The sequence below is a fragment of the Streptomyces sp. NPDC002306 genome (genome assembly GCF_053593435.1).
Genome location: NZ_JBSFCK010000010.1, coordinates 1 through 26,963, shown reverse-complemented (window position 1 = coordinate 26,963; position 26,963 = coordinate 1). Strand labels below are relative to the sequence as shown.

General features: G+C 72.1%; 25 protein-coding genes and 1 pseudogene. 14 read left to right on the top strand and 12 right to left on the bottom strand.

Going from position 1 to position 26,963, the window contains the following annotated elements:
* Positions 1 to 64: 64 nt before the first annotated feature.
* Both ACWCQK_RS20945 and ACWCQK_RS20940 read left to right on the top strand, forming a co-directional pair.
* Positions 65 to 439 carry a F0F1 ATP synthase subunit epsilon gene (locus ACWCQK_RS20945; protein ID WP_451156925.1) on the top strand — a complete coding sequence of 125 codons (375 nt, stop codon included), beginning with the start codon at positions 65 to 67 and terminating at the stop codon, positions 437 to 439.
* A gap of 161 nt (positions 440 to 600) precedes the next feature.
* Entirely contained in the window at positions 601 to 1,047 is a 447-nt protein-coding gene (locus ACWCQK_RS20940; protein WP_385776078.1) for a DUF2550 domain-containing protein, read from the top strand.
* A 71-nt stretch (positions 1,048 to 1,118) separates the two neighbouring features.
* Here ACWCQK_RS20940 and ACWCQK_RS20935 read toward each other — a convergent pair whose 3' ends face one another.
* Positions 1,119 to 2,951, bottom strand: coding sequence for a glycosyl hydrolase family 18 protein (locus ACWCQK_RS20935; RefSeq protein ID WP_451156922.1), 1,833 nt, complete (start codon positions 2,949 to 2,951; stop codon positions 1,119 to 1,121).
* A gap of 229 nt (positions 2,952 to 3,180) precedes the next feature.
* On the opposite strand from ACWCQK_RS20935, the gene ACWCQK_RS20930 reads away from it, so the two are divergent.
* Genes ACWCQK_RS20930 through ACWCQK_RS20915 form a run of 4 tightly spaced genes read left to right on the top strand, consistent with a single transcriptional unit; the run spans position 3,181 to position 5,997 of the window.
* Positions 3,181 to 3,879: a response regulator transcription factor gene (locus ACWCQK_RS20930; protein ID WP_451156920.1), complete on the top strand. Its 699-nt coding sequence runs from the start codon at positions 3,181 to 3,183 to the stop codon at positions 3,877 to 3,879.
* Positions 3,876 to 5,339, top strand: a complete 1,464-nt coding sequence (locus tag ACWCQK_RS20925; RefSeq protein ID WP_451156918.1) for a sensor histidine kinase — start codon at positions 3,876 to 3,878, stop codon at positions 5,337 to 5,339. Before ACWCQK_RS20930 ends, ACWCQK_RS20925 begins: the two co-directional genes overlap by 4 nt.
* Positions 5,340 to 5,389: 50 nt before the next feature.
* Positions 5,390 to 5,797, top strand: a complete 408-nt coding sequence (locus ACWCQK_RS20920) for a hypothetical protein (RefSeq protein WP_451156916.1) — start codon at positions 5,390 to 5,392, stop codon at positions 5,795 to 5,797.
* On the top strand, positions 5,797 to 5,997 hold the full coding sequence (locus ACWCQK_RS20915) for a hypothetical protein (protein WP_451156914.1): 201 nt from the start codon (positions 5,797 to 5,799) through the stop codon (positions 5,995 to 5,997). The genes ACWCQK_RS20920 and ACWCQK_RS20915 overlap by 1 nt, the downstream gene beginning before the upstream one ends.
* A 140-nt stretch (positions 5,998 to 6,137) precedes the next feature.
* Here the strand turns inward: ACWCQK_RS20915 and ACWCQK_RS20910 are convergent, their stop codons facing one another.
* Entirely contained in the window at positions 6,138 to 6,710 is a 573-nt protein-coding gene (locus ACWCQK_RS20910) for a cob(I)yrinic acid a,c-diamide adenosyltransferase (RefSeq protein ID WP_451156912.1), read from the bottom strand.
* Between the two features lie 13 nt (positions 6,711 to 6,723).
* Complete coding sequence (locus tag ACWCQK_RS20905) at positions 6,724 to 6,891, bottom strand: hypothetical protein (protein WP_451156910.1); 168 nt, start codon at positions 6,889 to 6,891, stop codon at positions 6,724 to 6,726.
* A 393-nt stretch (positions 6,892 to 7,284) separates the two neighbouring features.
* Between ACWCQK_RS20905 and ACWCQK_RS20900 the strand changes: the two genes are divergently transcribed.
* From ACWCQK_RS20900 to ACWCQK_RS20890, 3 genes are all read left to right on the top strand, one after another.
* The gene (locus ACWCQK_RS20900) at positions 7,285 to 8,133 is read left to right on the top strand and encodes a 3-hydroxyacyl-CoA dehydrogenase family protein (protein WP_451156908.1); all 849 of its coding nucleotides are present in this window, start codon (positions 7,285 to 7,287) and stop codon (positions 8,131 to 8,133) included.
* Positions 8,134 to 8,302: 169 nt separating this feature from the next.
* Positions 8,303 to 8,626, top strand: a complete 324-nt coding sequence (locus tag ACWCQK_RS20895) for an STAS domain-containing protein (RefSeq protein WP_385776062.1) — start codon at positions 8,303 to 8,305, stop codon at positions 8,624 to 8,626.
* Positions 8,627 to 8,891: 265 nt separating this feature from the next.
* The gene (locus ACWCQK_RS20890; protein ID WP_451156905.1) at positions 8,892 to 11,378 is read left to right on the top strand and encodes an ATP-binding protein; all 2,487 of its coding nucleotides are present in this window, start codon (positions 8,892 to 8,894) and stop codon (positions 11,376 to 11,378) included.
* Positions 11,379 to 11,492: 114 nt separating this feature from the next.
* Here the strand turns inward: ACWCQK_RS20890 and nucS are convergent, their stop codons facing one another.
* Positions 11,493 to 12,164: an endonuclease NucS gene (nucS, locus tag ACWCQK_RS20885; RefSeq protein WP_385776058.1), complete on the bottom strand. Its 672-nt coding sequence runs from the start codon at positions 12,162 to 12,164 to the stop codon at positions 11,493 to 11,495.
* Positions 12,165 to 12,417: 253 nt separating this feature from the next.
* Between nucS and ACWCQK_RS20880 the strand changes: the two genes are divergently transcribed.
* A complete protein-coding gene (locus tag ACWCQK_RS20880; RefSeq protein ID WP_451156903.1) occupies positions 12,418 to 12,810 on the top strand; it encodes an SCO5389 family protein in 393 nt (130 codons plus the stop codon).
* Between the two features lie 84 nt (positions 12,811 to 12,894).
* Here ACWCQK_RS20880 and ACWCQK_RS20875 read toward each other — a convergent pair whose 3' ends face one another.
* Positions 12,895 to 13,923, bottom strand: coding sequence for an LLM class flavin-dependent oxidoreductase (locus tag ACWCQK_RS20875; RefSeq protein ID WP_451156901.1), 1,029 nt, complete (start codon positions 13,921 to 13,923; stop codon positions 12,895 to 12,897).
* Between the two features lie 223 nt (positions 13,924 to 14,146).
* Here ACWCQK_RS20875 and ACWCQK_RS20870 point away from each other — a divergent pair, with 223 nt between their 5' ends.
* The gene (locus tag ACWCQK_RS20870; RefSeq protein ID WP_451156899.1) at positions 14,147 to 14,476 is read left to right on the top strand and encodes an ATP/GTP-binding protein; all 330 of its coding nucleotides are present in this window, start codon (positions 14,147 to 14,149) and stop codon (positions 14,474 to 14,476) included.
* Positions 14,477 to 14,530: 54 nt separating this feature from the next.
* Here the strand turns inward: ACWCQK_RS20870 and ACWCQK_RS20865 are convergent, their stop codons facing one another.
* From ACWCQK_RS20865 to mce, 7 genes are all read right to left on the bottom strand, one after another.
* Positions 14,531 to 15,406: an ABC transporter permease subunit gene (locus tag ACWCQK_RS20865; RefSeq protein ID WP_451156897.1), complete on the bottom strand. Its 876-nt coding sequence runs from the start codon at positions 15,404 to 15,406 to the stop codon at positions 14,531 to 14,533.
* Entirely contained in the window at positions 15,403 to 16,719 is a 1,317-nt protein-coding gene (locus tag ACWCQK_RS20860) for an ABC transporter ATP-binding protein (RefSeq protein ID WP_451156895.1), read from the bottom strand. The genes ACWCQK_RS20865 and ACWCQK_RS20860 overlap by 4 nt, the downstream gene beginning before the upstream one ends.
* Before the next feature lie 123 nt (positions 16,720 to 16,842).
* The gene (locus ACWCQK_RS20855) at positions 16,843 to 17,610 is read right to left on the bottom strand and encodes an ABC transporter permease (protein ID WP_451156893.1); all 768 of its coding nucleotides are present in this window, start codon (positions 17,608 to 17,610) and stop codon (positions 16,843 to 16,845) included.
* Positions 17,611 to 17,612: 2 nt separating this feature from the next.
* Positions 17,613 to 18,563 (bottom strand): ABC transporter ATP-binding protein, encoded by a 951-nt coding sequence (locus ACWCQK_RS20850; RefSeq protein WP_451156891.1) that lies wholly within the window; start codon positions 18,561 to 18,563, stop codon positions 17,613 to 17,615.
* Positions 18,564 to 18,697: 134 nt separating this feature from the next.
* Positions 18,698 to 19,633 carry a coiled-coil domain-containing protein gene (locus tag ACWCQK_RS20845; RefSeq protein ID WP_385776042.1) on the bottom strand — a complete coding sequence of 312 codons (936 nt, stop codon included), beginning with the start codon at positions 19,631 to 19,633 and terminating at the stop codon, positions 18,698 to 18,700.
* 183 nt (positions 19,634 to 19,816) lie between these two features.
* Complete coding sequence (gene scy, locus ACWCQK_RS20840; protein WP_451156888.1) at positions 19,817 to 23,662, bottom strand: polarized growth protein Scy; 3,846 nt, start codon at positions 23,660 to 23,662, stop codon at positions 19,817 to 19,819.
* 209 nt (positions 23,663 to 23,871) lie between these two features.
* Positions 23,872 to 24,312, bottom strand: a complete 441-nt coding sequence (mce, locus tag ACWCQK_RS20835; RefSeq protein ID WP_385776037.1) for a methylmalonyl-CoA epimerase — start codon at positions 24,310 to 24,312, stop codon at positions 23,872 to 23,874.
* Between the two features lie 147 nt (positions 24,313 to 24,459).
* Here mce and ACWCQK_RS20830 point away from each other — a divergent pair, with 147 nt between their 5' ends.
* The 3 genes and pseudogenes from ACWCQK_RS20830 to ACWCQK_RS20820 all read left to right on the top strand — a co-directional run.
* Positions 24,460 to 25,659, top strand: coding sequence for an acetyl-CoA C-acetyltransferase (locus ACWCQK_RS20830; protein ID WP_451156886.1), 1,200 nt, complete (start codon positions 24,460 to 24,462; stop codon positions 25,657 to 25,659).
* Positions 25,660 to 25,694: 35 nt separating this feature from the next.
* Entirely contained in the window at positions 25,695 to 26,651 is a 957-nt protein-coding gene (meaB, locus tag ACWCQK_RS20825; protein ID WP_451156884.1) for a methylmalonyl Co-A mutase-associated GTPase MeaB, read from the top strand.
* A gap of 174 nt (positions 26,652 to 26,825) precedes the next feature.
* Positions 26,826 to 26,963 (top strand): annotated as a pseudogene (locus ACWCQK_RS20820) (MFS transporter); the annotation flags it as partial.

Sequence of the window (26,963 nt, the reverse complement as noted above, 5' to 3'; positions counted from 1 at the left end):
ACGCCCACTAGACTTGTAACCAACACCCGGCAGATCCGCCGGGTGGTGACCCGAGGAGCCAACCTTGGCTGCTGAGCTGCACGTCGCGCTGGTCGCGGCCGACCGAGAGGTCTGGTCCGGCGAGGCCACCCTGGTCGTCGCGCGCACCACGTCCGGCGACATCGGCGTCATGCCCGGTCACCAGCCGCTGCTCGGTGTGCTGGAGTCGGGCCCTGTGACCATCCGTACGAGTGATGGTGCGACGGTCGTCGCCGCGGTGCACGGCGGTTTCATCTCGTTCGCCGACAACAAGCTGTCGCTGCTGGCCGAGATCGCCGAGCTGTCGGACGAGATCGACGTCCAGCGCGCCGAGCGCGAGCTCGAGCGCGCGAAGGCGGAGGGCGACGCCTCCGCCGAGCGCCGTGCCGACGTACGACTGCGTGCGGCGACGGGGCGCTGAGACCGAGGCGCCCGCCCGGGCCGGTGCGGCGCGGGGAAGCGCCACGCGATGATGTCACTCAGCCGCGGCTGGGACCGGAGCGATCCGGTGCCGGTCGCGGCTGAGGCAGATATGGAAGTTTTTTCCGTTCCGTTATCTAGGAGACGAGGAGGTCGGTGCCGATGGTCCTCGCTCTGACTGTGTGCGGAATCGTCGTCGCCCTTGTGGTGGTGGGGCTGTTCGTCTTCGGACTGCGGCGCAGACTCATCCAGCGCTCGGGCGGCACTTTCGATTGCAGCCTGCGCTGGGACGTCCCCGAGAAGCCCGACACCAGCGGCAAGGGCTGGAGCTACGGCGTCGCCCGCTACAACGGCGACCGCATCGAGTGGTACCGGGTCTTCTCCTACGCTCCTCGTCCGCGCCGGGTCCTGGAGCGCGCGTCGATCGAGGTGGCCGGACGCCGGCTGCCCGACGGCGAGGAGGAGCTGGCACTGCTGTCCGACTCGGTGATCCTCACCTGTATGCACCGGGGCACGCGGCTGGAGCTCGCGATGAGCGACGACGCGCTGACCGGTTTCCTCGCCTGGCTGGAGGCGGCCCCGCCCGGTCAGCGGGTCAACGTGGCCTGACCTCCCACGCAAGGCGCCGCGGACAGACCCGGAGGTCCGCCCGCGGCGGTTGTGGGGGGTGGGCGAAAGGGTCAGCTCAGGCCGGTGTTGATGGCGCTGACGAGCTCGCCGTTGCTGGTGTCACCGCTGAACTCCCAGAAGAACGCACCGCCAAGACCCTGGTTCTTGGCCCACGCCATCTTCGTGCCGATGGTGGTGGGGGTGTCGTAGGACCACCAGTTGCTGCCGCAGTGCGCGTACGCCGTGCCGGCGATGGTGCCGGTTACGGGGCAGCTGGTCTTGAGGACCTTGTAGTCCTCGTTGCCGGGCTCGTACGTGCCCGCCGCGGGCCCGGTCGCCGTGCCGCCCGGGGCGTCCTGGGTGACGCCGGTCCAGCCGCGGCCGTAGAAGCCGATGCCGATGAGCAGCTTGCTCGCGGGCACGCCCTTCGACCTGAACTTCGCGATCGCGTCCGCCGTGGTGAACCCGGCCTGCGGGATGCCGGTGTACGTGGTGAGCGGGGAGTGCGGGGCGGTCGGGCCGTCCGCGTCGAAGGCGCCGAAGAAGTCGTACGTCATCACGTTGTACCAGTCGACGTACTGCGCGGCGCCCGCGTAGTCGGCGGCGTCGATCTTTCCGCCCGAGGTGCCGTCGGCCGTGGTGGCCGCGGTGACCAGGTTGCCCGTGCCGAACTTGGCGCGCAGGGCGCCCATCAGGTTCTTGTAGGCCGCGGCGCCGCTGGTGTCACAGGTCAGACCGCAGGCGTTCGGGTACTCCCAGTCGATGTCGATGCCGTCGAACACGTCGGCCCAGCGCGGGTCCTCGACCAGGTTGTAGCAGGACTGCGCGAAGGCGGCCGGGTTGGCGGCGGCCTGGGCGAATCCGCCGGACCAGGTCCAGCCGCCGAAGGACCAGAGGATCTTGATGTTCGGGTACTTGGCCTTCAGCTGGCGCAGCTGGTTGAAGTTGCCGCGCAGCGGCTGGTCCCAGGTGTCGGCGACGCCGCTGACCGACTGGTCGGCGGTGAAGGCCTTGTCGTAGTCGGCGTAGGAGTCACCGATCGCGCACTGCCCGTTGGTGACGTTGCCGAAGGCGTAGTTGATGTGGGTGATCTTGGCGGCCGAGCCCGACGTCACCAGGTTCTTGACGTTGTAGTTGCGGCCGTAGATGCCCCACTCGGTGAAGTAGCCGAGCTTGATGTTCTTGCCGGTGGGCGGCGGGGTGGTGCCGCCGGTGGTGTGCACCGAGACCGAGCCGCTGGCCGGGCCGGTCTGGTCCGCGGTGTCACGGGCCTGGACGGTGTACGAGTAGTCGGTGCCGGCGCTCAGGCCGGTGTCGGTGTACGACGTCGTGGTCACCGTGGCGACCTTGGTGCCGCCGCGCAGGACGTCGTAGTTCTTGACGCCCTTGTCGTCGGTGGCCGCGCTCCAGGAGAGCTTCACCGAGGTGTCGGTGATCGCGGAGGCGGTGGGCGTGCCGGGCACGGAGGGCGGGTTGTCGCCGGGTACGGACGGGCCGCCGTCGCAACTGCCGCCGTTGAGCTTGCAGTTGGAGGGCGCTCCGGAGCCGGCGCCGTTGAAGCCGAAGGAGACGGAGGCGCCGGCGGCGATGCTTCCGTTGTAGGACTTGTTCTTGGCGGTCCAGTGGGTGCCGGAGGATGTGACGTCGGCGTCCCAGGCGGACGTGACGGACGTACCGGAGGGGAAGTCCCACTCGATCGTCCAGGAGCTGATGGCCGTGGTGCCGGTGTTCTTCACCGTCCACTTGCCTTCGAAGCCGGTGCCCCAGTCGGAGCCCTTGGTGTAGGTGGCGGTGGCCGACGTGGCCGTGGCCGCGGCCTGCGCGGGAGTGGTGAGACCGGTCAGGCCGGCCAGCGGGAGCAGCAGGGTGGCGATCCCTGCCGCGGCTCTGTGCCTGAAGCGCATGGTGCGCCTCCTCGGGGGTGTAGGGGGCGTGACTGAGCCTTCGCGCCCACAGTGCCGCGAGAATAGAAAGGTCTGGACCATAGGTCAATAGGTCTGGACCACTATGGCGTTACCCCGATGTGGCGCCAACTCCTGTGCGACGATGGCTGTTTGTGCCTCGCGGCGCAACACCTGTGCAGAGTTGACCCGTGCCACGGCCGGGTCCGAAGGGGCGCCGTACGCTGACCGCATGAGTGACAGGGCCCGCCCCGGAGCGGTGCTGGTGGTGGACGACGATCCGGCCATCCGGCGTTCGCTGGAGCGCGGGCTGCGGCTGAGCGGCTTCCGCGTGCGCACGGCGGAGGACGGGCGCGCGGCCCTGGACGCGATCCGGGAGACGCGGCCCGACGTGCTCGTCCTCGATGTGTCGATGCCCGGGATGAGCGGCATCGAGGTGTGCGCACGGCTGCGCGACGACGGCCAGGACCTCCCCGTGCTCATGCTCTCGGCGCTGGACGAGACCGCCGACCGCATAGCCGGGCTCCAGGCGGGCGGGGACGACTATCTGGTGAAGCCGTTCGCGCTGCAGGAGCTGGTGCTGCGGTTGCGGGCGCTGCTGCGGCGCCGGCCGCCGGCGGGGGAGGTGCTGCGGGTGGCGGGGCTGGTGATCGACCCGGCGGCCCGTACGGCGCTGCGGGACGGGCGGCCCCTGGAACTGACCCGGCGCGAGTTCGAGCTCCTGGAGGTGCTCGCCCGCAACGCCGGTCTCGTCCTCACCCGCGACCAGCTCGTCGAACGGGTCTGGGGCTACGACTTCGACGTGCGCACCGACACCGTCGACACCTTCGTCAGCTATCTGCGGCGCAAGCTGGAGGCGGGCGGCCGGCGACGGCTGGTGCACACGGTGCGCGGGGTGGGGTTCGTCCTGCGCGACGAGCCGTCGTCATGAGGCTGTCGACCAGGATCGGGCTCGCGGTCGGGGTGACCGTGCCGCTGCTGGTGCTGGCCTGCGGCTGGCTGCTGCTCCAGCTGGTCTCCCGCGATCTGCACAGCGCCCAGGACGCGCACCTGCGGGAGCGGGCAGCGGCCGTCACCCCGCAGGCCCGGGCCCTGCTGCGGGTCTCCTCCGCCGACCGGCCCAAGGCGGCCGACACCCGGGAGCGGCGGCTGTACAGCGCGGTCCTCGACGTCGGCGTGCGGGTCGTGGGACCGGACGGCAGCTTCAGCGGAGGGCCGCAGCCGGACGCCTCGGTGCCGCTGCCGGACCGGACGCCGGGACCGGTCACCGTCCGCTCCCGGGGCACCGGCTGGCGCGCCTTCTCGGTGCCGATCACCACCGCGCGCGGCTCGGGCACCCTGTGGGTCTTCTCGCCCGACACGGCCGACCGGAGTCAGCTCCGGCTGGTCAGGCGCCGCGTGGCCGTGACGACCCTGCTGGCCGCGCCCCTGTCCGGCCTGCTCGCCTGGGGCATCGCCACCGGCGCCACCGGTCCGCTGCGGCGCCTGGGCCGCCGTACCGCAGGACTCGACCCGCGCACCGGCACCGCCCGGCCGCCCGACGAACCCACCGGCGTCACCGAGGTCGACGACCTCGCGGCCACCCTGCGCACGGTCCTCGCCCGCTACGACGAACAGGCCGCCCGCACCGCCGAGGCGCTCGGCACGGCCCGCTCCTTCGCGGCGGCGGCCTCCCACGAACTGCGCACCCCGCTCATGAGCATGGGCACCAACCTCGACATCCTCACCGACCATCCAGGGCTTCCCGAGCCGGACCGCACGGAGGTCCTGGCCGACCTGCGCGGCGAACACGCCCGGCTGCTCGGTCTGCTGGTGATGCTGCGGGAGCTGGGCCGCGGGGATCTGGTGGAGGCGGACGCCCTGCGGAGCGTGGACGTGACGGAGGCGGCGGACGCCTCGGTGGCGGAGGCGCGGCGACGGGCCCCCGACGCGCGGATCACCCTGGACGCGGTCCCGGGACTGACGGTCCACGGCTGGGAGCCGGGTATCCGCCTGCTGCTCGACAACCTCGTGGCCAACGCGCTGGCCCACGGGCGGGACCCGCGAGGCCGGGCGACGGTGGCGGTCGGGGTGCGGCGCGCGGGACACCAGGTCGTGCTCACGGTCGACGACGGGGGGCCGGGCGTGCCCGCCGAGGCCCGCACCCGCGTCTTCGAACGGTTCGAGCGAGGTCCCGGCAGCTCGGGCTCCGGACTCGGCCTGACCCTGGTGGCCCAGCAGGCCGCGCTGCACCGGGGGAGCGTGACGGTGACGCGGGGGCCGTCCGGCGTGGGCGCCCGCTTCGAGGTACGGCTGCCGTCGGCCGGCGGGGACCTGCCCGGCCGCCGGGACTGGCTGATCGGGACAGCCGGGGCGAACCGGTCACAGGGTTTCCCCAGAGAAGCTCCCTAGCCTCCGGCCCGTCGGACGGACGAGGGTCCGTCCGGGAACGGAGGAAGGACATGCACGCACCGGGAAAGCGCCTGATCGTGGGGTTCGCCACGGCGGCCCTGCTGATGGGCGCCCCGACGGCGGCCACCGCCGAGGGCGCCACCGCGCCGACGCCGACGGGCGACGGCGCCCGGGCGCTCTGCGCGCGGCTGCCGAAGATCGACGACCGGATCGACCGGGTCCTGACCCGCCTGAACGCCGGCGCCGGCACCCGCGGCTCGATCGCCCGCCTCCAGCAGCGCGTGGACAACGCGAAGGCGGCCGGCCACGACGAGATCGCGACGTATCTCCAGGACCGGCTCACCTTCCGCGAGTCCCTGGCGTCGACGCTGCGGCAGCGCCGGACGGACCTGGCCGGCGTGAAGACGTGGTGCCGGTCCGACGACAACGGCACCGGCACGGGTACGGGGCGGAGCTGATGCGCCGGACGGTCACGGCGGCGGCCGTCGTCGCCCTGCTGGCGGGGGTGACCCTGGGCTGCGCCCCGGACGACGGGACCGCGGGGAAGTCACCCGCCGCTCCCTCCGGATACGCCGAGATGCGCAAGACGGTGGACGCCGCCGAGTCGGCGCTCGCGCGGGCGGACCAGGACGCCGCACGGGACGACGCGGACCGCTGAGAGTGGGGCCCGGGAGCGCCCCCGGCCGGTGTCGGGGAGTGCCCCGGCCGGTGTCGGGGGACGCCCCTGGGCGGTGTCGGGGTGCGCCGCCGGTCGGTGTCGGGGAGCGCCGCCGGTCGGCGCCCGGGAGCGTCGCCGGGTCAGCGCTCCCCGCCCGGCACCCACAGCACGTCGCCCACGTCCTTGTTCGCCGTGCGCGCCAGGATGAAGAGCAGGTCCGACAGACGGTTGAGGTAGGTCGCGATGAGCGGGTTCATCGCCTCGCCGTGCGCCTCCAGGGCGGCCCACGTCGAGCGCTCGGCCCGCCGGACGACCGTGCAGGCCTGGTGCAGCAGGGCCGCGCCCGCGGTGCCGCCCGGCAGGATGAACGACCGCAGCTTCTCCAGCTCCGCGTTGAAGACGTCGCAGTCCGCCTCCAGCTTGTCGACGTAGAACTGCTCCACCCGCAGCGGCGGGAACTCGGGGTTCTCCTTCACCGGCGTCGACAGGTCCGCGCCCACGTCGAACAGATCGTTCTGGACCCGGGTGAGGACCGCGACGATCCGCTCGTCCAGGCCGCCGAGGGCGATCGCCGTGCCGATGACCGCGTTCGCCTCGTTGGCGTCGGCGTACGCCGAGATCCGCAGGTCCGTCTTGGCGACCCGGCTCATGTCGCCGAGGGCGGTGCTGCCGTTGTCGCCGGTCCTGGTGTAGATGCGCGTCAGATTGACCATGCGGCCAGCCTAGTTATGCCCCGGGGGTTCGGAACACGCGTGTGCCCGCGATCACGGCGAGCACGGCGGAGCCGACGGCGACCGGGACGCCGTGGAGCGTGTGCGCGGACGTGCAGGTGCCGGGGTGGGCGTCGCGCGGCGGGTCCACCGGATGGCGCAACGGCACGCGGTGCGACGGCACGAGGTACGACAGTGAGGGCGGGGCGGCCCCGGGGGACCCGCCGCCGGATCTGAGCTCCGGACCTGATCGCTGGATCTGATCGCCGGTCAGATCGCCCGGGTCCACCGGACGGCATGCGTCCGCGTCACGCGGGACACGGCTGCCGGGTGCAATTCGGACGAAGTGTCACGAGTGGTACTGGTGTTCCTCCACGGCGTCGAGGGGCCGCCGAGTGGAAAGGTGCCCAACTACGCCGTCCGGGGCGAGCGCTGACACCTGCCGGTGTGATGTCCGTCAGATGAGACGTGACGCGCATTACTTACCGGTCACACAGCCTCCCACGACCGCTATGGTCCGCCGGAGAGGCAGACATAAACAGCGTGTTAGTCATGGTTGCAGTAGGGGAGTCACACAGTGGCACGGAAGCTCGCCGTCATCGGAGCCGGCCTCATGGGTTCCGGCATCGCCCAGGTCTCCGCACAGGCGGGCTGGGACGTCGTCCTGCGTGACGTCACCGACGAGGCGCTCAAGCGCGGCACCGACGCGATCAAGGCTTCGTACGACCGGTTCGTCGCCAAGGGCAAGCTGGAGGCGCACGACGCCGACGCGGCCCTCGCCCGGATCACCGCGACCACCGACCTGGACGCGGCCGCGGACGCCGACGTCGTCATCGAAGCGGTCTTCGAGAAGCTCGAGGTCAAGCACGAGATCTTCCGCGCGCTCGACAAGATCGTGCGGGAAGACGCCGTGCTCGCCTCCAACACCTCCGCCATCCCGATCACCAAGATCGCGGCGGCCACCGAGCGCCCCGAGCGGGTCGTCGGTGTGCACTTCTTCTCGCCGGTGCCGATGATGCAGCTCGTCGAGCTCGTCCGCGGTTACAAGACCAGCGACGAAACCCTCGCCACCGCGCGGGAGTTCGCCGAGTCCGTCGGCAAGACCTGCATCGTCGTCAACCGTGACGTGGCGGGCTTCGTGACGACCCGGCTCATCTCGGCGCTCGTCGTCGAGGCGACCAAGCTCTACGAATCGGGCGTGGCGACCGCCGAGGACATCGACCTCGCCTGCAAGCTGGGCTTCGGCCACGCGATGGGCCCGCTGGCCACGGCGGACCTCACCGGCGTGGACATCCTGCTGCACGCCACCGGCAACATCTACACCGAGTCCCAGGACGAGAAGTTCGCGCCGCCGGAGCTGATGCGCCGGATGGTTGACGCCGGTGACATCGGACGCAAGAGCGGGCAGGGCTTCTACACGTACTGAAGCTCACGTACGTGTCGCCACTGAAACCGCACAAGCCCCAGGGGTCTCACCCCTGGGGGTGAATTCGGTATCGGTTCGCTTACAGACGGCAACCAGTTCGCCGCTGAAGCAGTCAAACGTTGCACAGCCACCGTCACGGAGTACGCCACCGCACTCTCGGGGAGCGCATATGTACATCAGGGGCGACCACGTCGAGCTGGTCGTCGGGGGCCGCCTCGACGTCCGCAGCGCGGCGGACGCCCGTACGGTCCTGCACTCGGCCGTCGATGACGGAGTCGGCGACCTCGTGCTCGACCTGTCCGAACTCGACTCCTGGGACGCCACCGGCCTCGGGGTGATCATGGGCGTCCACCGGCGGGCCGGCCGCATCGGCCGGCGACTGGTGCTGCGCGACGTCCCGCCGCAGATGCAGCGCCTGCTCGTGGCGACCCGGCTGCACCGGATCCTGGCGATCGAGGGCGGCATCGGCGTGGAGTCCCTGCCCCGCGTGTGACCCCCGGCGCGGGCGGGGCCCGGACCACCGGGAGAGACCTGGTCAGGCTGCGGCGAAACGCCCGACGCGCCCAATCCTCACGAGACTGTGATGTCTCGGACGGCGCGGTACCCCGGGCTGTCGGAGATACTGTGCGAAGGTTTAGGGTTCGGCTGCCCGCTGACCCTGCAACCCTCTAGCGGGCCCGGACCAGAAGCGACAGCGCAGTGTGCGGCAAGGCCGGGAGGGGCTTTCGGCACTCGACGCTTTTGGGGGGCTTGAACCTATGGACCCGATCGACCGGGGACCCGAGGAGTACGGCCATGACGCAGACGGCAACTCGCCGCGCCCGCGCCCGCCTAGGGATCCCCTCACACCTGACCTGAAACCGCAGTCGCCGGCCGTGGCCCGTACGGTCCAGCTGATCACCGGCGACCTGCTGCTCACGGTCAACCCCGTGGACGGCAGCGAGATCGAGGTCCGCCCGCCGGGTGAGCGGCCCGGCCGGCCCGAGAAGCTCACCGAGGCCGCCCGCGCCGAGGCCGACCGCGCCGCCCGGCCGCCCGTCCCGCCCGGTCCCGCGCTGCCGGAACTGCCGCTGCTCGGCCGCCAGGACGAACGCGAGAGTCTGGTCAGGCTGCTCGCCCGGGGCCGCTCCGTGCGTCTCACCGGCCCCGCGGGCTCCGGCCGCACCAGCCTCCTCGACGTCGTCGCCGAGGACTGCACGGACCTCGCCCCCGACGGCGTGGTCCGCCTCGACGGCTCCCACCGCACGGCGACCGAGCTGCTGTACGACCTGTTCTACGCCGTCCACGACGCGCCCCTGCACCGCCCGGACCGGGACGAGCTCACCGAGTACGTCCGGGAGATCGGCGCGGTCGTCGTGGTCGACGACGTCGAGTTCGGCGGCGCCGCGCTCGACGAACTGCTCGACGCCACCCCCGAGTGCGCCTTCGTGTTCGCCGTCACCCCCGAGGTGCCCGCCCCGACCGCCGACGCGGCCATCGCGGAGATCCTCCTCGGCGGCCTCGACCGCGCGGGCGGTGTCGACCTCATCGAGCGTGCCGTCGGCCGGGTGCTGACCGAGGAGGAGTCCAACTGGGCGGGCGACCTCTGGTTCGAGTCGGAGGGCCTGCCGCTGCGCTTCGTCCAGGCCGGCGCCCTGCTGCGCCAGCGGGACCGGCTACGGGCCGGCGTCGGCGCCGTCGACGAGTTCGGCGTCTTCGAGGACGTGCTGCCCGTCGACGCCCCGTTCGACGAGGAGTCCACCGAGGACGTACCCCTGCCCTCGCTCGGCGAGGCGGCCGCGCCCGCCCCGCTGCTCGCCACCCGGCTGAGCGCCTCGGCCCGCGCCACCCTGCGCTTCGCCGTCGCCCTCGGCGGTGAGGTGCCGCACCAGGCGCACCTGCCCGCGCTGGTCGGAGACACCCACGCGGACGCCGCCCTCGGCGAACTGGCGGCCTGCGGCCTGGTCTCCCCGGTCGGCTCCCGCTACCGGCTCGCCGCGGGCGTCCTGACCCAGCTGGAGGCCGCCGGCTACGCCGACGACATCGAGGCCCGCGCCCTCACCGCCGCCCAGCACTACGCCTGGTGGGCCGGACACCCCTCGGTCACCCCCGAACGGGTGTGCGCCGAGGCCGACGCCCTGCTCACCGCCCTCGCCGTGCTGGCGCCGACGGCCGTCCCGCCGGCCGAGGGCGAGGAGAGCACGGTCGCCCAGCTGGCCCGCACGGCCGCGCCCGCGTTCGCCGCCGGACTGCACTGGAGCGCCTGGGAGAAGGCGCTGCGATCCGGCGCCGAGGCCGCCCGGCTCACCGGAGAGGTCTCCGAACAGGCTTACTTCCACCACGAGTTGGGCGTCCTGGCGCTCTGCGGCGGACAGTACGACCGGGCCCGCGCCGAACTGGAGGCGTCCATAGGCCTGCGCGGCGCGCTCGCCGACAAGCGCGGCACCGTCGCCGGCCGCCGCGCCCTCGCCCTGGTCGCCGACCGGACCGGCGACGTGGCCGGCGCGCGGGCCACGGCGGGCGAGGAGGTGCCCGACGCCCGTTCCGAGGAGTCGGCCTCGCCGCCCGGCGGGGTACCCGCGGTCTACCCGCCGCTCGTCGCGGACACCTCCACGCTGGTCACCCACCAGGCCCCGGGCGGGGGCGCGCACAAGGGCCGTGGCGGTCTGCGGGGCCTGGCCCGGCGCAACCTCGTCGCGGCCGGCGCGGGCGCGATGCTCGTGGCCGTGCTGGGCACGGTCGTGACGCTCGGCGCCACGTCGAACAACGACGCCACCACCCCGTCCGACCAGGTCGGCGTCAACCCCTCCGCGAGCCAGGGCCTGGACGACGGCAGCCTGGGCGCGGACACCCCCAAGAACGACGACGGCGACGGCGGCGGCAGCGGCGCGCCGGCCGCCGCGCCGACGGACCCGGGCCCCGACGGCACCTACGGCACGTCCGACGACCCGACGCCGACGGACGGCGCGGTGCCGTCGGACCGGCCGAGCGGGACGAAGGGGTCGGGCGGCCCGTCGGGCAGGCCCACCAGAACGCCGTCGTCCACGCCGAAGCCGAGCCACAGCTCGCCGAAGCCGCCCACCTCGTCCACTCCCTCGCAGTCGTCCACCCCGTCGCCCACGCCCACGCCCTCGGAGTCGGCGTCCCCGAGTCCGAGCGACTCGACCGGCAGCAGCGCGTCCGCCAGCGTCTCGCAGACCGCCTCCGAGGCGGCGTCGGAGGGAACCGGCGAGGGGACGCCCAGCGACGCGGCCCCGGTGATCTGAGGCCCCTGGACGCGGCGCTCGGCGCCGGGCCGGGAGCGGCGCCCACGACGGAAAGGGCCGGGTCCGTAAGCCGGACCCGGCCCTTCTCGTCGTACGCGCGGGTGTGCGGCCCGCTCAGAACAGCCGCAGCTTGTCGTCCTCGATGCCCCGCAGCGCGTCGTAGTCCAGGACGTGACAGCCGATGCCGCGGTCCGTGGCCAGGACGCGGGCCTGCGGCTTGATCTCCTGGGCCGCGAAGACGCCTCGCACCGGCGCGAGGTGGGGGTCGCGGTTGAGCAGTTCCAGATAGCGGGTGAGCTGCTCGACCCCGTCGATCTCACCGCGCCGCTTGATCTCGATCGCGACGGTCCGGCCCTCGGCGTCCCGGCACAGGATGTCGACCGGGCCGATGGCGGTCATGTACTCGCGCCGGATCAGCGTGTAGCCCTCGCCGAGGGTGTCGATGCGGTCGGCGAGCAGCTCCTGAAGGTGTGCTTCCACGCCGTCCTTGATCAGGCCGGGATCCACGCCCAGTTCGTGCGAGGAGTCGTGGAGGACCTCCTCCATCGTGATGATGAGCTTCTCGCCCGCCTTGTTGACGACCGTCCACACGCCCTCCTCCGCGCCGCTGCCTTCTTTCAGCGTGCAGGGCGGCGACATCCAGTTCAGGGGCTTGTAGGCCCGGTCGTCCGCATGGATCGAGACGCTGCCGTCCGCCTTCACCAGAATCAGGCGGGGCGCGGAAGCGAGGTGGGCGGTGAGCCGGCCCGCGTAGTCGACGGAACACCGGGCGATGACGAGACGCATGGTCGGCAACGCTACTCGACGGGCGGCTGTGCACGCGATTCGCCCTGGAAAACATCTGTTCGCTCGTGGCCGATTGTGTGCCTATTGAGAGTTCCCTATGTGCGCAATCTCCTGGTGCCGTCACCGTCGGTTGCCTACCGTAGTAAACGGGAGGTCGCGGTGCGTGCACGCAGCGTGCTCGCTGTTTCGCCATGGCGAACTCCCTTTCCCTGTCCGGCAACCCCTGAGTTCCGGGGGTGCGAGAGGAGAACCCATGTCGCTCGACGTCTCACCGGCCCTACTCGAACAGGCCGAGCGAGGCGAGGTCGACGAAGCAGAATTCGTCGACTGCGTCCGGACCTCCCTGCCCTTCGCATGGGAGATGGTCAGCTCCCTGGTGGCCCAGCTGAAGGTGGACGGCGGCCAGTTCGCCGACAACCAGACGCCCCCGCCGGACGAGCAGGCACGCGGCCAGCTGCTGCGCGCGCTCGCGAGTGACGCGATACGCGGCGCCCTGCAGCGGCACTTCGGTGTGCGGCTGGCCTTCCAGAACTGCCATCGGGTTGCGGTCTTCCCGCTGGACGCCTCGGTCGACGAGTCGCTGGCGCGTTTCACCTCGGTGCGTAGTCAGGTGCTGAACCAGTCCCCCGAGTTCCGGGACTGCTGACGCAGTGAGCCGCCTGCTTGCCGCTCCGTACGCGGGAGGTGCAGTCAGTACCGGAGCGGCAAGCTCCCCGTGGCACAGGGTCGTTCAGCCGAGCTGCGGGAGCACCTCGGCGCCGAGCCGTCGTACGTTCTCCTCGGTCGCCGCCAGGTCTCCCGAACCCTCGACCAGCAGGGCGAAGCGGTTGATGCCGGTCCGCTCGCTGGTCGCCGCGAGCCGGTCGGCGCACAGGCGCGGGGTGCCCACCGGGTGCAGCCCGCAGAGCAGTTCGGTGTACGCCAGCGGGTCGCGCATCTGCCGGGCGCGGCCGTCCACCGTCACATGGGCGTCCAGGCCCTGCTTCAGCCAGCCCGGCATCGCCTTCGTCAGGGCCTCCACCGCGTCCGTACGCCGGTCCGCGACCTGGCAGACCCCGGCCGAGACATGGGCCGCGCCACGGACCTCCGGCGCGGGCCGCCCGGCAGCGCGTGCGTGCTGTCGCCACAGGGCCACCATCTCGGCCTTCTCCTCGTCCCCGATATGCATCCCGAGCAGCATCGGCAGCCCGCGCTCGGCCGCCATCCGCACACTCGCCGGGGACGTGCAGGCGACGACGACCTCGGGACCCGTGCCGTCCGTCAGGGATTCCGACGGCCTGGGCACGACGGGGACTTCCCGGAAGCCGAAACGCTTCCCGCGTGCTTCCACCGACGGTTCGCGCAGCCAGCGCACCAGCAGATCGAGTGATTCGGGGAACCCGCTCTCGTACGCCTCCAGGCCGGCGCCGAAGACCTCCAGGTCGACCCACGGCCCGCCGCGTCCCACGCCCAGCGAGAACCGGCCGCCGCTCGTCACATGCAGCAGCGCGGCCTGTTCGCCGAGGGCCACGGGATGGACGGTGGGCAGCACGCTGACCGCCGTGCCGACCCGGACGCGCCGGGTGCGGCCCAGCAGCAGCGCGGCCAGGGTGACCGCCGACGGACAGGTGCCGTACGGCACGAAATGGTGCTCGGCCAGCCAGACCGTGTCGAGCCCCGCTTCCTCGGCGACCTCGGCGGAGCGGACCGCGCGGTGCAGCGCCTCTCCCTGGCCCTGCCCCGGGAACTGGGCCGCCAACACGAAACTTCCTACGCGCATTGCACTTTCCTGCTTCCTTGGCTCCGACGCGGAGCTCCCCCACCCGGCATAACCGTCCGACACGTGCCGAGGACACGGCTTGGCGGAGGGATTTGCCGATTGTCTGGAGAATCGGTCGCCCAGGAGGGGGACTTGTGGAGTTCGGTGCACTACGCGTACCCGTGTCCACGCCGCGTAGGCTGGACTTGGTCCGTGCTTCCTGTATAGCCCCGTGAGGTGTTCCGTGTCCCCGCGTCGCAACCGTCCCAAGGGCTCCGGCTCCGGCCGGAGCGCCGAGGACGACTCCGCCGGCCGCTACGGCGGCTGGCAGTCCTCGGAGAGCTGGCAGGGTGACGGCTGGAGCGTGCGCCATGTGGCCGGGTCGAGCGCGCAGGGCAAGGCCTACCGGTGCCCCGGCTGCGACCAGCTGATCCCCGACGGGGTACCGCACGTCGTGGCATGGCCCGAGCACTCGGGCGTCGACGAACGCCGGCACTGGCACAAGGCGTGCTGGAACGCGCGAGACCGCCGCACCACGCGGGTGCAGCGGTCCCGTAACGCGCCCAGATTCTGAGCCGTGCCCCGGCTCTCCGGCCTGACTCAGGCCCTGAGAGCCGTGCTCCGGCCCTCAGACGTCCCGCTTCTCCAGCAGCGCGAAGGCGCCGGCGAACGCGACGGCCGTGACGCCCAGGGCGATCCACAGCGGGTCCCAGCCGGACGGGCCCGACTCGCTCAGCGAGTTCGAGTAGAAGACGCTCAGCTGGTTCGGGATCGAGTACTCGAACAGGGCCTCGCGGACCTTCTCCAGCGACTCGGAGAACATGAACAGCGCGATCACCAGCGGAGCCAGCAGGACGCCGATCATGATGGTGATGGCGCCCGCCGAGTGCCGGATGATCGAGCCGATGAGCAGGGACAGCAGCCCGAGCAGCGCCATGTAGAACGAGACGCCGATCGTGGCCTTGAACCACTCGCCGCCCGAGGGCTCCCTCGCCCCGTCCAGCAGGGACACGTCAGCGAGGGCCACGACGAAGGCCGACGCCAGTGTGACGACGAACGCGACCACGAAGAACACCAGCGCCTTCGCCGTCAGCACCCGGCCACGCGACGGGCACGCGGTCATCGTCGTGCGGATCATGCCGGTGCCGTACTCCGAGGCGGTGGTCAGCACGCCGAGCGTGATGACGCACATGCTGCCGAGCAGCAGCCCGAAGAATCCGAACGACAGCGGGTTCTCGGAGGCCAGGTCCTGCTCCGAGGCGTTGGCGGCGACCAGCACGCCGGCCAGCAGGCCGACGCCGACGACGAGCAGCACGAACACGCCCAGCGTCCACATCGTGGAGCGCACGGACCTGATCTTCGTCCACTCCGAGCTGATCGCGTGTCCGAGGTGCGTGCGCACGATGGGGATCGGCGAGGTGTAGGCGGGGTACGCGGAACCGGCCGTCGCCTGCCAGTGCGGTGCGGGTGTGGCCTGCGGCATCGGGGGCTGGGGCGTGCTCATCGGGCGTCCTCGGGCTTGGTCAGAGCGTCGGTGGCGGGTGCGGGTGCGGGTGCGGGTGCGGGTGCGGGTGCGGGTGCGGGTGCGGGCGTGGCGTCCGCGACCGGGGCGGCGACCGGGGCAGCCACCGGCGGGGCGCCGGGGGCGGTCACGGGGGCCGCGGGAGCCGGCGGCGTGGCCGTGGGCGCCGCGTACGGGTTGGCCGTCGCGGGAGCGCCCTGACCGCCGTACGGGCCCGCGGGGACCTGGCCCGGGGCCGGCGGCTGCTGCATCGCGAACGGCTGACCGCCCTGCTGGGGCGGCGGCGGGGCGTACCAGCCCGGCTGTCCCTGTCCCGGTACCGGCATCGGCGGCTGCGCGCCGGGCGGCAGCTGCTGCATCAGCCCGGTCCGCGGGTCGATCGTCGAGCGGTAGTCGACCGCGCCCTGCGTCATCCGCATGTACGCCTCCTCCAGCGAGGCCTGGTGCGGCGACAGCTCCCACAGCCGCACCTCGGCCTCGTGGGCGATGTCGCTGATGCGCGGCAGCGGAAGTCCCGTCACCCGCAGCGCGCCGTCCTGCTCCGGCAGCACGTGCCCGCCCGCCTCGGCGAGCGCGGAGCCGAGCTTCTCGCGCAGCTGGGGCTCGGTGTCGGGGGTGCGCACCCGGGCGAAGTCCGCGGAGTTGGCCGAGATGAAGTCGCGCACGCTCATGTCGGCGAGCAGCTGGCCGCGCCCGATCACGATGAGGTGATCGGCGGTCAGCGCCATCTCGCTCATGAGGTGGCTGGAGACGAACACGGTCCGTCCCTCCGCCGCCAGCGACTTCATCAGGTTGCGCACCCAGAGGATGCCCTCCGGGTCGAGGCCGTTGACCGGCTCGTCGAAGAGCAGCACCTGGGGGTCGCCCAGGAGCGCGGCGGCGATGCCGAGCCGCTGTCCCATGCCCAGCGAGAACCCCTTGGAGCGTCGCTTCGCCACGTCCTGGAGCCCGACCACGCCGAGCACCTCGTCCACGCGCCGGGCCGGGATGCCCGAGAGCTGGGCGAGGCTCAGCAGGTGGTTGCGGGCGTGCCGGCCACCGTGCACGGCCTTGGCGTCGAGCAGGGCGCCGACCTGGCGCGGGGCGTTCGGCAGCTTGCGGTACGGGTAGCCGCCGATCGTCACCGAGCCCGCGGTGGGGTTGTCCAGGCCGAGGATCATGCGCATGGTCGTCGACTTGCCCGAGCCGTTGGGCCCGAGGAAGCCGGTCACAGCGCCCGGCCGTACCTGGAAGGAAAGGTTGTACACGGCGGTCTTGTCGCCGTAGCGCTTGGTCAGGCCGACAGCCTCGATCATGCTCCGCACCCATCGAAAGGATCAGGACAGCGGGGCGCACGCCCCCGTAAGGGTTAGGAGCTTATCCGGGCGCTGACGGTTCCGCCCAAGCGCGGGTAAAAACATCGCAGGTCAGCGCGGTCACTACGCGTCGCGCCGCTTCAGCAGCAGGTAACCGCCCGCCAGTACCGCGATCACCCACAGCAGCATGATCCCGAGGCCGCCCCACGGGCCGTAGGGGTCGTCGCCGGCCCGGGGGATCACCTGGAGGATGCGGCTGCCGGCCTGGTCGGGCAGGAAACGGCCGATCTTCTTGGTCTGCGCGACGTTGCCGAGGATGTTGGAGATCAGGAAGAAGAACGGCATCAGGACGCCCAGCGACAGCGTGGGGGAGCGGAGCATCACGGCGATGCCCATCGAGAACACCGCGATGAGGGTGATGTAGAGCCCGCCGCCGATCACCGCTCGCAGCACACCGGGGTCGCCGATCCGCGCCCGGTGCGAGCCGAGCGCGGCCTGCCCGAGGAAGAAGGCGGCGAAACTGGTGACCAGCCCGACGGCCAGGGCGAGCCCGGCGGCGACCGCGATCTTGCTGAACAGGAACGTCCCGCGCTGCGGCACGGCGGCCAGCGAGGTGCGGATCATGCCGGTGCTGTACTCGTTGGAGACGACCAGCACCCCGAACACGATCATCGCCAGTTGGCCCAGACTCATCCCCGCGAAGCTGATGAACGTCGGGTCGAAGGACAGCCGCTGCGCCCTGCTCATCTTGTCGAACTCGTGCCGGGACAGCGCCGCGATCAGTATGCCCAGGGCCACGGTGACCACCACGGCGACGGAGAGGGTCCACACCGTGGACGCCACGGAGCGGATCTTCGTCCACTCGGATCTGACGACCTGCGTCGCCGCCATGCTCAGCCCCTCTCCCAGGCGTTGTCCCACTGCTGCGGCAGTGCCGGGTCGGCATGCGCGTGGTACTCGACCGACTCCGCGGTCAGCTGCATGAACGCCTCCTCCAGGGAGGCCTGCCGGGGACTCAGCTCGTGCAGCACGAGCTGGTGCTGCGCGGCGAGCTCCCCGATCCGCTCGGGCTTGCCGCCGTCCACCTCCAGCGCACCGCTGCCGGACTCCACGACCGTGATGCCGGCCTCGTGGAGCACGTCGAGCAGCCGTTCGCGCTGCGGGGTGCGGACCCGGACGTACGAGCGGGAGTTCTGCCGGATGAAGTCGGACATGGAGGTGTCGGCGAGCAGCCGCCCCTGGCCGATGACGACCAGATGATCGGCGGTCAGCGCCATCTCGCTCATGAGGTGGCTGGAGACGAACACCGTGCGGCCCTGCGCGGCCAGCGATTTCATCAGGTTGCGGATCCAGTGGATGCCCTCGGGGTCGAGACCGTTGACCGGCTCGTCGAACATCAGGATCCGCGGATCGCCGAGCAGCGCCCCCGCGATCCCGAGCCGCTGCCCCATGCCCAGCGAGAACCCCTTCGCCTTCTTCTTCGCGACCGCGGTGAGCCCGACGGTGTCCAGCACCTCGTGCACCCGGCGCGCGGGGATGCCGTTGCTCTGGGCGAGGCACAGCAGATGGTTGAAGGCGCTGCGCCCGCCGTGCGCGGCCTTGGCGTCCAGCAGGGCGCCGATGGAGGTCAGCGGGTCCTTGAGATGGTCGTAGTGCCTGCCGTCGATACGGACGTCACCGGCCGTCGGCCGGTCCAGGCCGAGGATCATGCGCATGGTGGTCGACTTGCCCGCGCCGTTGGGCCCGAGGAAGCCCGTGACGATGCCCGGCCGGACGGTGAAGGTCAGGTCGTCGACCGCCACCCTCTCGCCGTACCGCTTGGTCAGCCCCTCGAGCTCGATCATGGGCCCACGCTAGGGGGGCCGTTGGGCGGCTGCCACCCGGGCGGGCAAACAGCGTCCGACGGCGTGGCGAGGACCGTACGCCGAAGGCCCGTACCCATGGGGGAGGGGTACGGGCCTCGGTCGTCGCTACGGTGTCACCGGGTCTGCTGGGCCGGAACCCCGCGGGAGATCGGCTCGTCGTCGGCGGGAGTGCCGGCGGCGGCCACCGCGGCGCCCGTGAGTGTGGCGAGCATCTCGCGGACGTTCGTCAGCTGGGCGTTGATCGAGTCGCGGCGGTTCGTCAGTGCCGCGAGCTCGCGCTCGGATTCCGAGCGGATGCGGTCGGCCTTGGCGTTGGCGTCGGCCACGATGTCCTCGGCCTGGCGCTGGGCCGTCTCGACCGTCTGACGGGCGCGACGCTCCGCGTCCGTGCGCAGCTTCTCGGCCTCCAGACGCAGCTGCTCGGCGCGGTGCTCGATCTCGGCGAGACGCTTCTCGGCCTTCTGCTGACGCGAGGCCAGGTCGCGCTCGGACTGCTCGCGACGCTTGGCGAGGTTCGTCTCGAAGTCGGCGGCGGCCTGCGCGGCCTTGGCGCGGGTCTCCTCGAAGAGTGCGTCGGCCTCCTCACGCTTGGACTGCGCGTCCTTCTGAGCCTCGGAGCGCAGCTGCGAGGCGTCGCTCTTGGCCTTCTCGACGATGCGGACGCCCTCGTCCTCGGCCTTGGACTTGCGCTCGGCGGCGAACGACTCCGCGTCGTTGCGCACCTGCTGGGCGGCCGACTCGGCGAGCTCGCGGTGCTGCTCGGCCGCGCGACGGGCCTCCTCGCGCAGGTCCTTGGCCTCCTCCTCGGCGAGGCGGAGGATCTTCTCGACACGCGCGCCGAGACCGGCGTACGACGGCTCGGCGTCGGTCACCTGAGCCTGGGCGTTCTGCGTCTCGAGGTGGAGCTCCTCGATGCGCTTCTCGAGAGCGGTGATGCGGGCCAGAGCGCTGTCACGGTCGGAGACGAGCTTCGAGATGCGTTCGTCCACCTGAGCGCGGTCGTACCCACGCCGCACAAGCTCGAAGCCGTAGGGGGAAGTGTCGCTCATGGGGTTCCTGTCGAATGAGACCGGTGAGGTGATAGGTGGAATCCTAGGGGCCGAAGCGGTGTGTCATCGAGCGGATACGTGTTTGATCTGGAGAATGACACCCCTTTTGAGTGGCTCGCCGCCGGACAGCTTGCCAAAAACCCGGTCAAAGGCCCCAAGACTTAACGGAACTCACACTCTCCGCTAGCCCTCCGTCGGCTTGCCCCCCGAGCGAGGGGCGCCGATGCTCGCGCCCGCCTTGACCCCGCCGTCCTTGCCGCCCGGGGTCTCGAAGGATTCCAACGCCTCCAGGACGTCCTGGACACGGGAGATCTCGGCGTTGATGTCCTCGCGGCGCCGCACCAGGATCTCCAGCTCGCGCTTGCCCTCCTCGACCGTCTGCCTGGCCTCACGGATCGCCTCGGCCTTCAGCTCCTCGGCCTCCCGGACCAGTGAGGCCTTCTTCTGCTCGGCCTCCTTCAGGAGCAGTTCGGCCTTCTTGACGGCGGCGATCCGCACCTTGCCGGCCTCGGAGTTGGCCTCCGACACCAGGTCCTTGGCCTTGGCCTGGGCCTTGCCGAGCTGCTCCTCGGACGCCTTGATGAGCGCGTCACAGCGGTCGCCGGTCGACTTCATCGTCTCGGAGGCCTCGCGGCGGGCCCGGTCGTGCAGCTCCTCGATCTCGGCCGTGATGCGGTCGCGCAGCTCCTCCGCGCGCTCCCGGATCGCGGTGGCGTCCCGGCGGGCGCCGACGAGCAGCTCGTCCGCGTCCGTACGGGACTTCTCGACCCGTCCGTTGCCCTCGATCGTCGCCTCGGACACCAGTCGCTCGGCCTCGTTGCGGGCCGCGCCGACCATCGTGTCCGCCTGGGCCTCCGCGTCCGCCGTGGCCTGCTGCGCCTGCTGCTGGGCCTCGGCGAGCAGTTTGTCCGCCTCGGCCGCGGTCTCCGTGATGAGGGTGTCGACCTGCTCGGCCGCCTCCGCGCGCCGCTTGTGCGAGTCCTGGCGGGCCTCGTCGAGGGTGCGCTCGGCCTCCTCGCGGGCCGAGGACACCAGCCGCTCGGCCTCCGCCGCCGCCTCGGTCCGCACCCGCGCGGCCTCGGAACGCATCCGCTCGGCGTGCTGCTGCGCGGAGCCGACCGTGTCGGCGGCCTCGGCGCGCAGCCGCTCCGCGTCCCCGGTGGCGTCCCCGATCAGCGTCTCGGCCGCGGCGAGCGCCTCGGCCCTGACCCGCTCGGCCTCCGCGGCCGTCTCCGACTGGAGCCGCTCCGCCTCGGCCGTGACCTCGGTGACGAGGGTGTCCGCCTGCGTCGCAGCGTCGGACCGCAGCCGGTTGGCGTCGTCCCGGGCGTCCGCCCGGGCGCGTGCCGCGTCCTGGTCGGCCTGGGCGATGAGGTCCGAGGCCTCGCTGCGCACCCGCTGGGCGTGCGCGGACGCCTCCGACCGCAGCCGCTCCGACTCGGCGATCGCCTCCGCCATGGTGCGCTCGGCGAGCGACTTGGCGGCCTCCGTCTCCTCGTGCGCCTCGCGGCGCAGCCGGGTCGCGTCCTCGCTCGCCCGCTCCCGCTCGGCGTACGCGTCGGCGCGGACCCGGCCCGCCTCCTCCTCGGCCTCCCGGCGGGTCCGGTCCGCCGCGTGCTCGGCGGCGGAGCGCAGTCCCTGGATCTCCTCCTGCGCCTGGTCGTGCAGCCCGGTGACGGAGTCCCGCACCTGCTGGGCGTGCTGCTCGGCGGCGGACACCATCTCGGTGGCGCGCCGGTCGGCCTCCTCGACCAGCCGTACGGCCTCGGCCTGGGCGTCCTCGACCCGCTTGCGCGCCGAGGCGAGCAGTTCCTCGCTCTGCTCGCGGGCCCGCTCACGCTCCTGGTCGGCCTCCTGGCGGGCGGAACCGAGGAGTTCCTCGGCCTCGCGGCGGCGCCGTACGGCCTCCTCCTGGGCGGCGGCCAGCGTCTCCGACGCCTCCGTGGCCAGTCGCTCGGCGGCGGCCTGCGCCTCCGCGCGGACCCGGTCGGCGGTGTCCTGGGCGTCCGTCTTCAGCCGCTCGGCCTCGGCCACCGCCTCCGAGCGCAGCCGTACGGCGATGTTCTCGCCCTCGGCCCGGGAGGCGGACGCGTCGGCGGCGGCCTCGTCGCGCAGCCGCTCGGCCTCGGTCTCGGCCTGCGCCTGGAGGGTGCGCACACGCTCGGCGGCCTCGGCACGCAGCCGCTCGTTCTCCTCGGCGGCCTCGCGGCGGATCCGCTCGGCCTCCTCGCGGGCGTCGGTCAGTGCCTGCTCGGCCGACGCGAGCCCGTCCTCGGCCTCCGTGTGCAGCCGGGCCAGCCCGTCGGCGGCCTCGGCCTGCCGGGCCGCTATGGCGCGCTCGGTGTCCTCGCGCAGCTCCTCCGCGGCCCGCTCGGCGTCCGCCTTGATGCCCTCGGCCTGCTCGGTGGCCTCGTCGCGGTTGCGCTCGGCCTCCTTGCGGGTGCGCTCCAGGGTCTCCTCGGCCTGCCGGCGCAGCGTGGTGGCGCGCTCGATGGCCTCGGTGCGGACCTTCTCACTGTCCGTCGTGGCGCTCTGGCGCAGCTCGTCCGCGTCGACCTTCGCCTTGGCGAGCAGTTCCTCGGCGGTCCTGGCCGCCTCCTCGATCTGCTGGACGGCCTCCCGCCGGGCCTCGGCGCGGATCTTCTCGCCCTCGCCGACCGCGTCGGAGCGCAGCTGCTCGGCCTCACCGCGCAGCCGACGGGCCTCCTCCTGGAGCTCGACCGTCTTGGCGCGGTACTCCTTGGTGTCGTCCTTCGCCGTGCCCTTGAGCTGCTCGGCGATGTCGTGCGCCTCGGCGCGCAGCCGGTCCGCCTCGGTCTCCGCCTCGGTGCGGATCCGCTCGGCCTCCTCGGAGGCCGCCTTGGTGGTGTTGCGCGCGTCCTCCTGCGCCCGGTTGAGGACGTCCTCGGCGGTGCGCGCGACCTGGCTGAGCTGGGAGGCGGTCTCCTCGGCGGTGGCGCTGCGGGCCTTCTCGGCCGCCTCCGCGAGGATCTTCTCGGCCTCGGCGCGGGCGTCCGCGACGACCTGCTCGGCGTCCGCCTTGGTGGCCTCGGCCTCCTTCGTGGCCTCGGTGACCAGCCGGGCGACCTGCTCCTTCGCGGTCCGGGTGCGCTGCTCGTTCGTCGACTCGGCGCCGGACAGCGCCTTGGCGGCGGTGTCCTTGGCCTCGGCGAGCACCTTCTCGGCCTCGGCGCGGGCCTCGCGCAGCGCCGAGTCGGCCTCGGCGATGCGCTGCTCGGCGGCGCGGCTGAGCTCGCCCGCCTGGCGGCGGGCCGTGTCGGACTCGGTCGCCGTGGAGCTGCGCAGCGCCTCGGCGTGGTCGGTGGCCTCCTGGGCCTGGGTGGAGGCGGCGTTCAGCAGCCGCTCGGCGTCCGTGCGGGCGCGCCGGAGCAGCTGCTCGGCCTCCGCCCGGGTCGCCTCGGACTCGCTCTGGAGCCGCTGCCGGGCCTCCGCGGTGACCCGCTCGGCCTCCGCGCGGGCGGCGGCGGTGGCCTGCTCCACCTCGGCGCGGGACTCCTCGAGGAGCCGGCGGGCCTGCGACTCGCTGCGGGCGCGCAGCTGCTCCGCCCACGCCACGTTCTCGTTGACGTGCGACTCGACGGTCTGCCGGCGCTCCGCCAGCTCCTGGTCCAGCTGCTGCCGGCGGGTCACGGCCTCCTGGTGCAGCTCGGCCTGGAGCCGGGCGGCCTGTTCGGCGTGCTCCTGGAGGATCCGCTGGGTCTGCGCCCGGGTCTGGCTGAGCTCACGCTCGGCGTCCTGGCGCAGCTGATCCGCCTGCATCTGCGCGTTACGCAGCATCTGCTCGGCCTGGTACCCGATGTCTCCGCCGTCGAAGGCGGGCCGGGACATGATGGTGCGCCGCGCCTCGTGCAACTTGGCGCGCAGCACCTCGACCTGGTAGCCGAGGTCCTCGGCGTGCTGGATCGCCTTTTCCCGCTCGGTCTTCAGCCGCTTCATCTCGGCCTCGAACCGAGAGAGGTGGTCGACGTCAGCCGCCGGCTCTCGCTCCTGGCTCTCGTAGCCCCGCACTGCGCGGTCCCATCCGTCCCCTGGTCGCAAGCTTCTCCAACGAGCTCCGTTCATCCGCCGAACGGGGCCCCCGGGGAATGGTGTCAGATCGACAACGGAGCATGGGCTGCTGCCCCGACGCTCGTCCCCCGAAACCCGGACCCCGGCATGCGGTCGCCCCGATGTGAGCGACGACCGCCCCCAACCCTACCGGCCCATATGTACGAGGGTCAGTGCTCAGGTGACTCAACCGGTGCCGAAGTGACGAGTTCTGTCAGTACACCGTGGCAATCCTTGGGATGCAGAAAGGTGATTCGCGACCCCATGGAGCCGCGTCGTGGCTCCTCGTACAGGACGCGTACGCCCTTGCCCCGGACGTCCGCGGCGTCCGCGTCCACGTCCGCCGTGCCGAAGGCGATGTGATGGACACCCTCGCCGTTCTTGTCGAGCCACTTCGCCACGGTGGAGTCCGGGCGGGTCGGCTCCAGCAGCTGGAGGTACGACGCGCCGCCGTCCGACGTATCGTTGATCTTGAGCATGGCCTCGCGCACGCCCTGCTCCTCGTTGACCTCGGAGTGGAACACCTCGAAGCCGTATGTCGCCCGGTAGAACTCGACGGTCTTGTCGAGGTCGAAACAGGCGATCCCGATGTGGTCGATTCGCGTCAGCATGTTGCCAGTGCAGCGCTCCGAAGGTGGTTACGCAACGTGCGCGCGATCACACCGACAGCCGGATGACGGGTGGACTACCGCTCAGTACATTCGAGTAAACCCTCGTTCACTCCTCGGCTGTGCAGGCCGGTAAGGGGATCGCAGCTCATGTCTTCTGGAACGAACAGCTCGGTGATCGTCGCGGGCGCTCGTACGCCCATGGGGCGGTTGCTGGGCTCGCTGAAGTCCTTCTCTGGCGCCGACCTCGGCGGCTTCGCGATCAAGGCCGCCCTCGACCGTGCGGGCATCGGCGGCGACCAGGTGCAGTACGTGATCATGGGGCAGGTGCTCCAGGCCGGGGCGGGGCAGATCCCGGCCCGTCAGGCCGCGGTCAAGGCCGGCATCCCGATGAGCGTGCCGGCGCTCACGATCAACAAGGTCTGTCTGTCCGGCCTCGACGCGATCGCGCTGGCCGACCAGCTGATCCGCGCGGGTGAGTTCGACATCGTCGTGGCGGGCGGCCAGGAGTCCATGACCAACGCCCCCCACCTGCTCCCGAAGTCGCGTGAGGGCTACAAGTACGGCGCGGTCGAGATGCTCGACGCGATGGCCTACGACGGTCTGACCGACGCCTTCGAGAACATCGCCATGGGCGAGTCCACCGAGAAGCACAACACGCGCCTGGGCATCGCCCGGCCGGAGCAGGACGAGATCGCCGCCCTGTCCCACCAGCGTGCCGCCGCCGCCCAGAAGAACGGCGTCTTCGAGGCCGAGATCACCCCGGTCGAGATCCCGCAGCGCAAGGGCGAGCCGGTCGTCTTCAGCAAGGACGAGGGCATCCGCGGCGACACCACGGCCGAGTCCCTGGGCAAGCTGCGCCCCGCGTTCACCCGGGACGGCACGATCACCGCCGGCACCTCCTCGCAGATCTCGGACGGCGCGGCGGCCGTGGTCGTGATGAGCAAGGCCAAGGCGCAGGAGCTCGGCCTGGAGTGGATCGCCGAGATCGGCGCCCACGGCAACGTGGCCGGGCCGGACAACTCTTTGCAGTCGCAGCCGTCGAACGCGATCCTGCACGCCCTCAAGAAGGAGGGCCTGGAGGTCTCCGACCTCGATCTGATCGAGATCAACGAGGCCTTCGCCGCCGTAGCGGTGCAGTCGATGAAGGACCTCGGCGTGTCCACGGATCGGGTGAACGTCAACGGCGGGGCCATCGCCCTGGGTCACCCCATCGGGATGTCCGGCGCCCGGCTGGTGCTGCATCTGGCGCTGGAGCTGAAGCGCCGTGGCGGCGGGGTCGGCGCGGCCGCGCTGTGCGGTGGCGGCGGTCAGGGTGACGCCCTGATCGTGCGGGTAGCCAAGGCCTGAGTCCCCGGTACGTCTCGTAAGCGAACGGAGCTGTGATGCAGGACGTCTCCTCTCTGGTGGCCCAGGCCAGGGAAGGCCGGCCGCGGGCCGTGGCCCGGCTGATCTCCCTGGTCGAGGGGGCGTCCCCGCAGCTGCGGGAGGTGATGGCGGCGCTGGCGCCGCTGACCGGCAACGCCTACGTCGTCGGCCTCACCGGCTCCCCCGGGGTCGGCAAGTCGACCTCGACCTCGGTGCTGGTGAGCGCCTATCGCAAACAGGGCAAGCGCGTCGGCGTCCTGGCCGTCGACCCGTCCTCCCCGTTCTCCGGCGGGGCCCTGCTGGGCGACCGGGTCCGGATGTCGGAGCACTCCTCCGACCCCGGTGTCTACATCCGCTCCATGGCGACCCGCGGCCACCTGGGCGGGCTCGCCTGGTCCGCGCCGCAGGCGATCCGCGTCCTGGACGCGGCCGGCTGCGACGTGATCCTGGTCGAGACGGTCGGCGTGGGCCAGTCGGAGGTGGAGATCGCCTCCCAGGCGGACACCTCGGTGGTCCTGCTGGCCCCCGGGATGGGCGACGGCATCCAGGCCGCCAAGGCGGGAATCCTGGAGATCGGCGACGTCTACGTGGTCAACAAGGCGGACCGTGACGGCGCGGACGCCACCGCGCGCGAGCTGAACCACATGCTGGGCCTCGGCGAGTCCCGCGGCCCCGGCGACTGGCGGCCGCCGATCGTCAAGACGGTCGCCGCGCGCGGCGAGGGCATCGACGAGATGGTGGAGGCCCTGGAGAAGCACCGGGCCTGGATGGAGGAGCGGGGCGTCCTCGCCGAGCGCCGCAGGGCCCGCGCCGCCCGCGAGGTCGAGACGATCGCCGTCACGGCCCTGCGCGAACGCATCGGCGACCTGCACGGCGACCGGCGGCTGAGTGCGCTGGCGGAGCGCATCGTGGCGGGCGAACTGGACCCGTACCGGGCGGCGGACGAACTGGTGGCCGGACTCACCCAGGGCTGACCGGGGAGGGCCGCCCGCCCCTGGCCGACTCCCGCGGCTCGTTGGTAGGTTGACCGCGTGTTCCTCCTCTTGGCATAGCGCGCGCCCGGGCCCGCGCACGGCGAAACGGCACCAGGCCGACGCCGTCGCGGCCCTTCGGCGTCCCTCGCTGCCTCCCGTTGAGGAACCTCTGCCATGCCCGCGCGTTCTTCGCGGCCCTCGTACGCCGCTGTCCTGCGCCTTCCCCACGCCCGCCGCACCTTCGCGCTCGCCCTCGTCGGCAGGCTCTCGTACGGTGTCGTCGCCCTGTCGGTGATGCTCACCGTGGCCCGC

What these genes read in the sequence shown, in the direction of transcription:
- ACWCQK_RS20940 (WP_385776078.1), top strand. Translation starts at nt 601, where the DNA reads ATGGTCCTCGCTCTGACTGTGTGCGGAATCGTCGTCGCCCTTGTGGTG.
- ACWCQK_RS20935 (WP_451156922.1), bottom strand. Translation starts at nt 2,951, where the DNA reads ATGCGCTTCAGGCACAGAGCCGCGGCAGGGATCGCCACCCTGCTGCTC.
- ACWCQK_RS20930 (WP_451156920.1), top strand. Translation starts at nt 3,181, where the DNA reads ATGAGTGACAGGGCCCGCCCCGGAGCGGTGCTGGTGGTGGACGACGAT.
- ACWCQK_RS20925 (WP_451156918.1), top strand. Translation starts at nt 3,876, where the DNA reads ATGAGGCTGTCGACCAGGATCGGGCTCGCGGTCGGGGTGACCGTGCCG.
- ACWCQK_RS20920 (WP_451156916.1), top strand. Translation starts at nt 5,390, where the DNA reads ATGCACGCACCGGGAAAGCGCCTGATCGTGGGGTTCGCCACGGCGGCC.
- ACWCQK_RS20915 (WP_451156914.1), top strand. Translation starts at nt 5,797, where the DNA reads ATGCGCCGGACGGTCACGGCGGCGGCCGTCGTCGCCCTGCTGGCGGGG.
- ACWCQK_RS20910 (WP_451156912.1), bottom strand. Translation starts at nt 6,710, where the DNA reads ATGGTCAATCTGACGCGCATCTACACCAGGACCGGCGACAACGGCAGC.
- ACWCQK_RS20895 (WP_385776062.1), top strand. Translation starts at nt 8,303, where the DNA reads ATGTACATCAGGGGCGACCACGTCGAGCTGGTCGTCGGGGGCCGCCTC.
- ACWCQK_RS20890 (WP_451156905.1), top strand. Translation starts at nt 8,892, where the DNA reads ATGGACCCGATCGACCGGGGACCCGAGGAGTACGGCCATGACGCAGAC.
- nucS (WP_385776058.1), bottom strand. Translation starts at nt 12,164, where the DNA reads ATGCGTCTCGTCATCGCCCGGTGTTCCGTCGACTACGCGGGCCGGCTC.
- ACWCQK_RS20880 (WP_451156903.1), top strand. Translation starts at nt 12,418, where the DNA reads ATGTCGCTCGACGTCTCACCGGCCCTACTCGAACAGGCCGAGCGAGGC.
- ACWCQK_RS20875 (WP_451156901.1), bottom strand. Translation starts at nt 13,923, where the DNA reads ATGCGCGTAGGAAGTTTCGTGTTGGCGGCCCAGTTCCCGGGGCAGGGC.
- ACWCQK_RS20865 (WP_451156897.1), bottom strand. Translation starts at nt 15,406, where the DNA reads ATGAGCACGCCCCAGCCCCCGATGCCGCAGGCCACACCCGCACCGCAC.
- ACWCQK_RS20860 (WP_451156895.1), bottom strand. Translation starts at nt 16,719, where the DNA reads ATGATCGAGGCTGTCGGCCTGACCAAGCGCTACGGCGACAAGACCGCC.
- ACWCQK_RS20855 (WP_451156893.1), bottom strand. Translation starts at nt 17,610, where the DNA reads ATGGCGGCGACGCAGGTCGTCAGATCCGAGTGGACGAAGATCCGCTCC.
- ACWCQK_RS20850 (WP_451156891.1), bottom strand. Translation starts at nt 18,563, where the DNA reads ATGATCGAGCTCGAGGGGCTGACCAAGCGGTACGGCGAGAGGGTGGCG.
- ACWCQK_RS20845 (WP_385776042.1), bottom strand. Translation starts at nt 19,633, where the DNA reads ATGAGCGACACTTCCCCCTACGGCTTCGAGCTTGTGCGGCGTGGGTAC.
- mce (WP_385776037.1), bottom strand. Translation starts at nt 24,312, where the DNA reads ATGCTGACGCGAATCGACCACATCGGGATCGCCTGTTTCGACCTCGAC.
- ACWCQK_RS20830 (WP_451156886.1), top strand. Translation starts at nt 24,460, where the DNA reads ATGTCTTCTGGAACGAACAGCTCGGTGATCGTCGCGGGCGCTCGTACG.
- meaB (WP_451156884.1), top strand. Translation starts at nt 25,695, where the DNA reads ATGCAGGACGTCTCCTCTCTGGTGGCCCAGGCCAGGGAAGGCCGGCCG.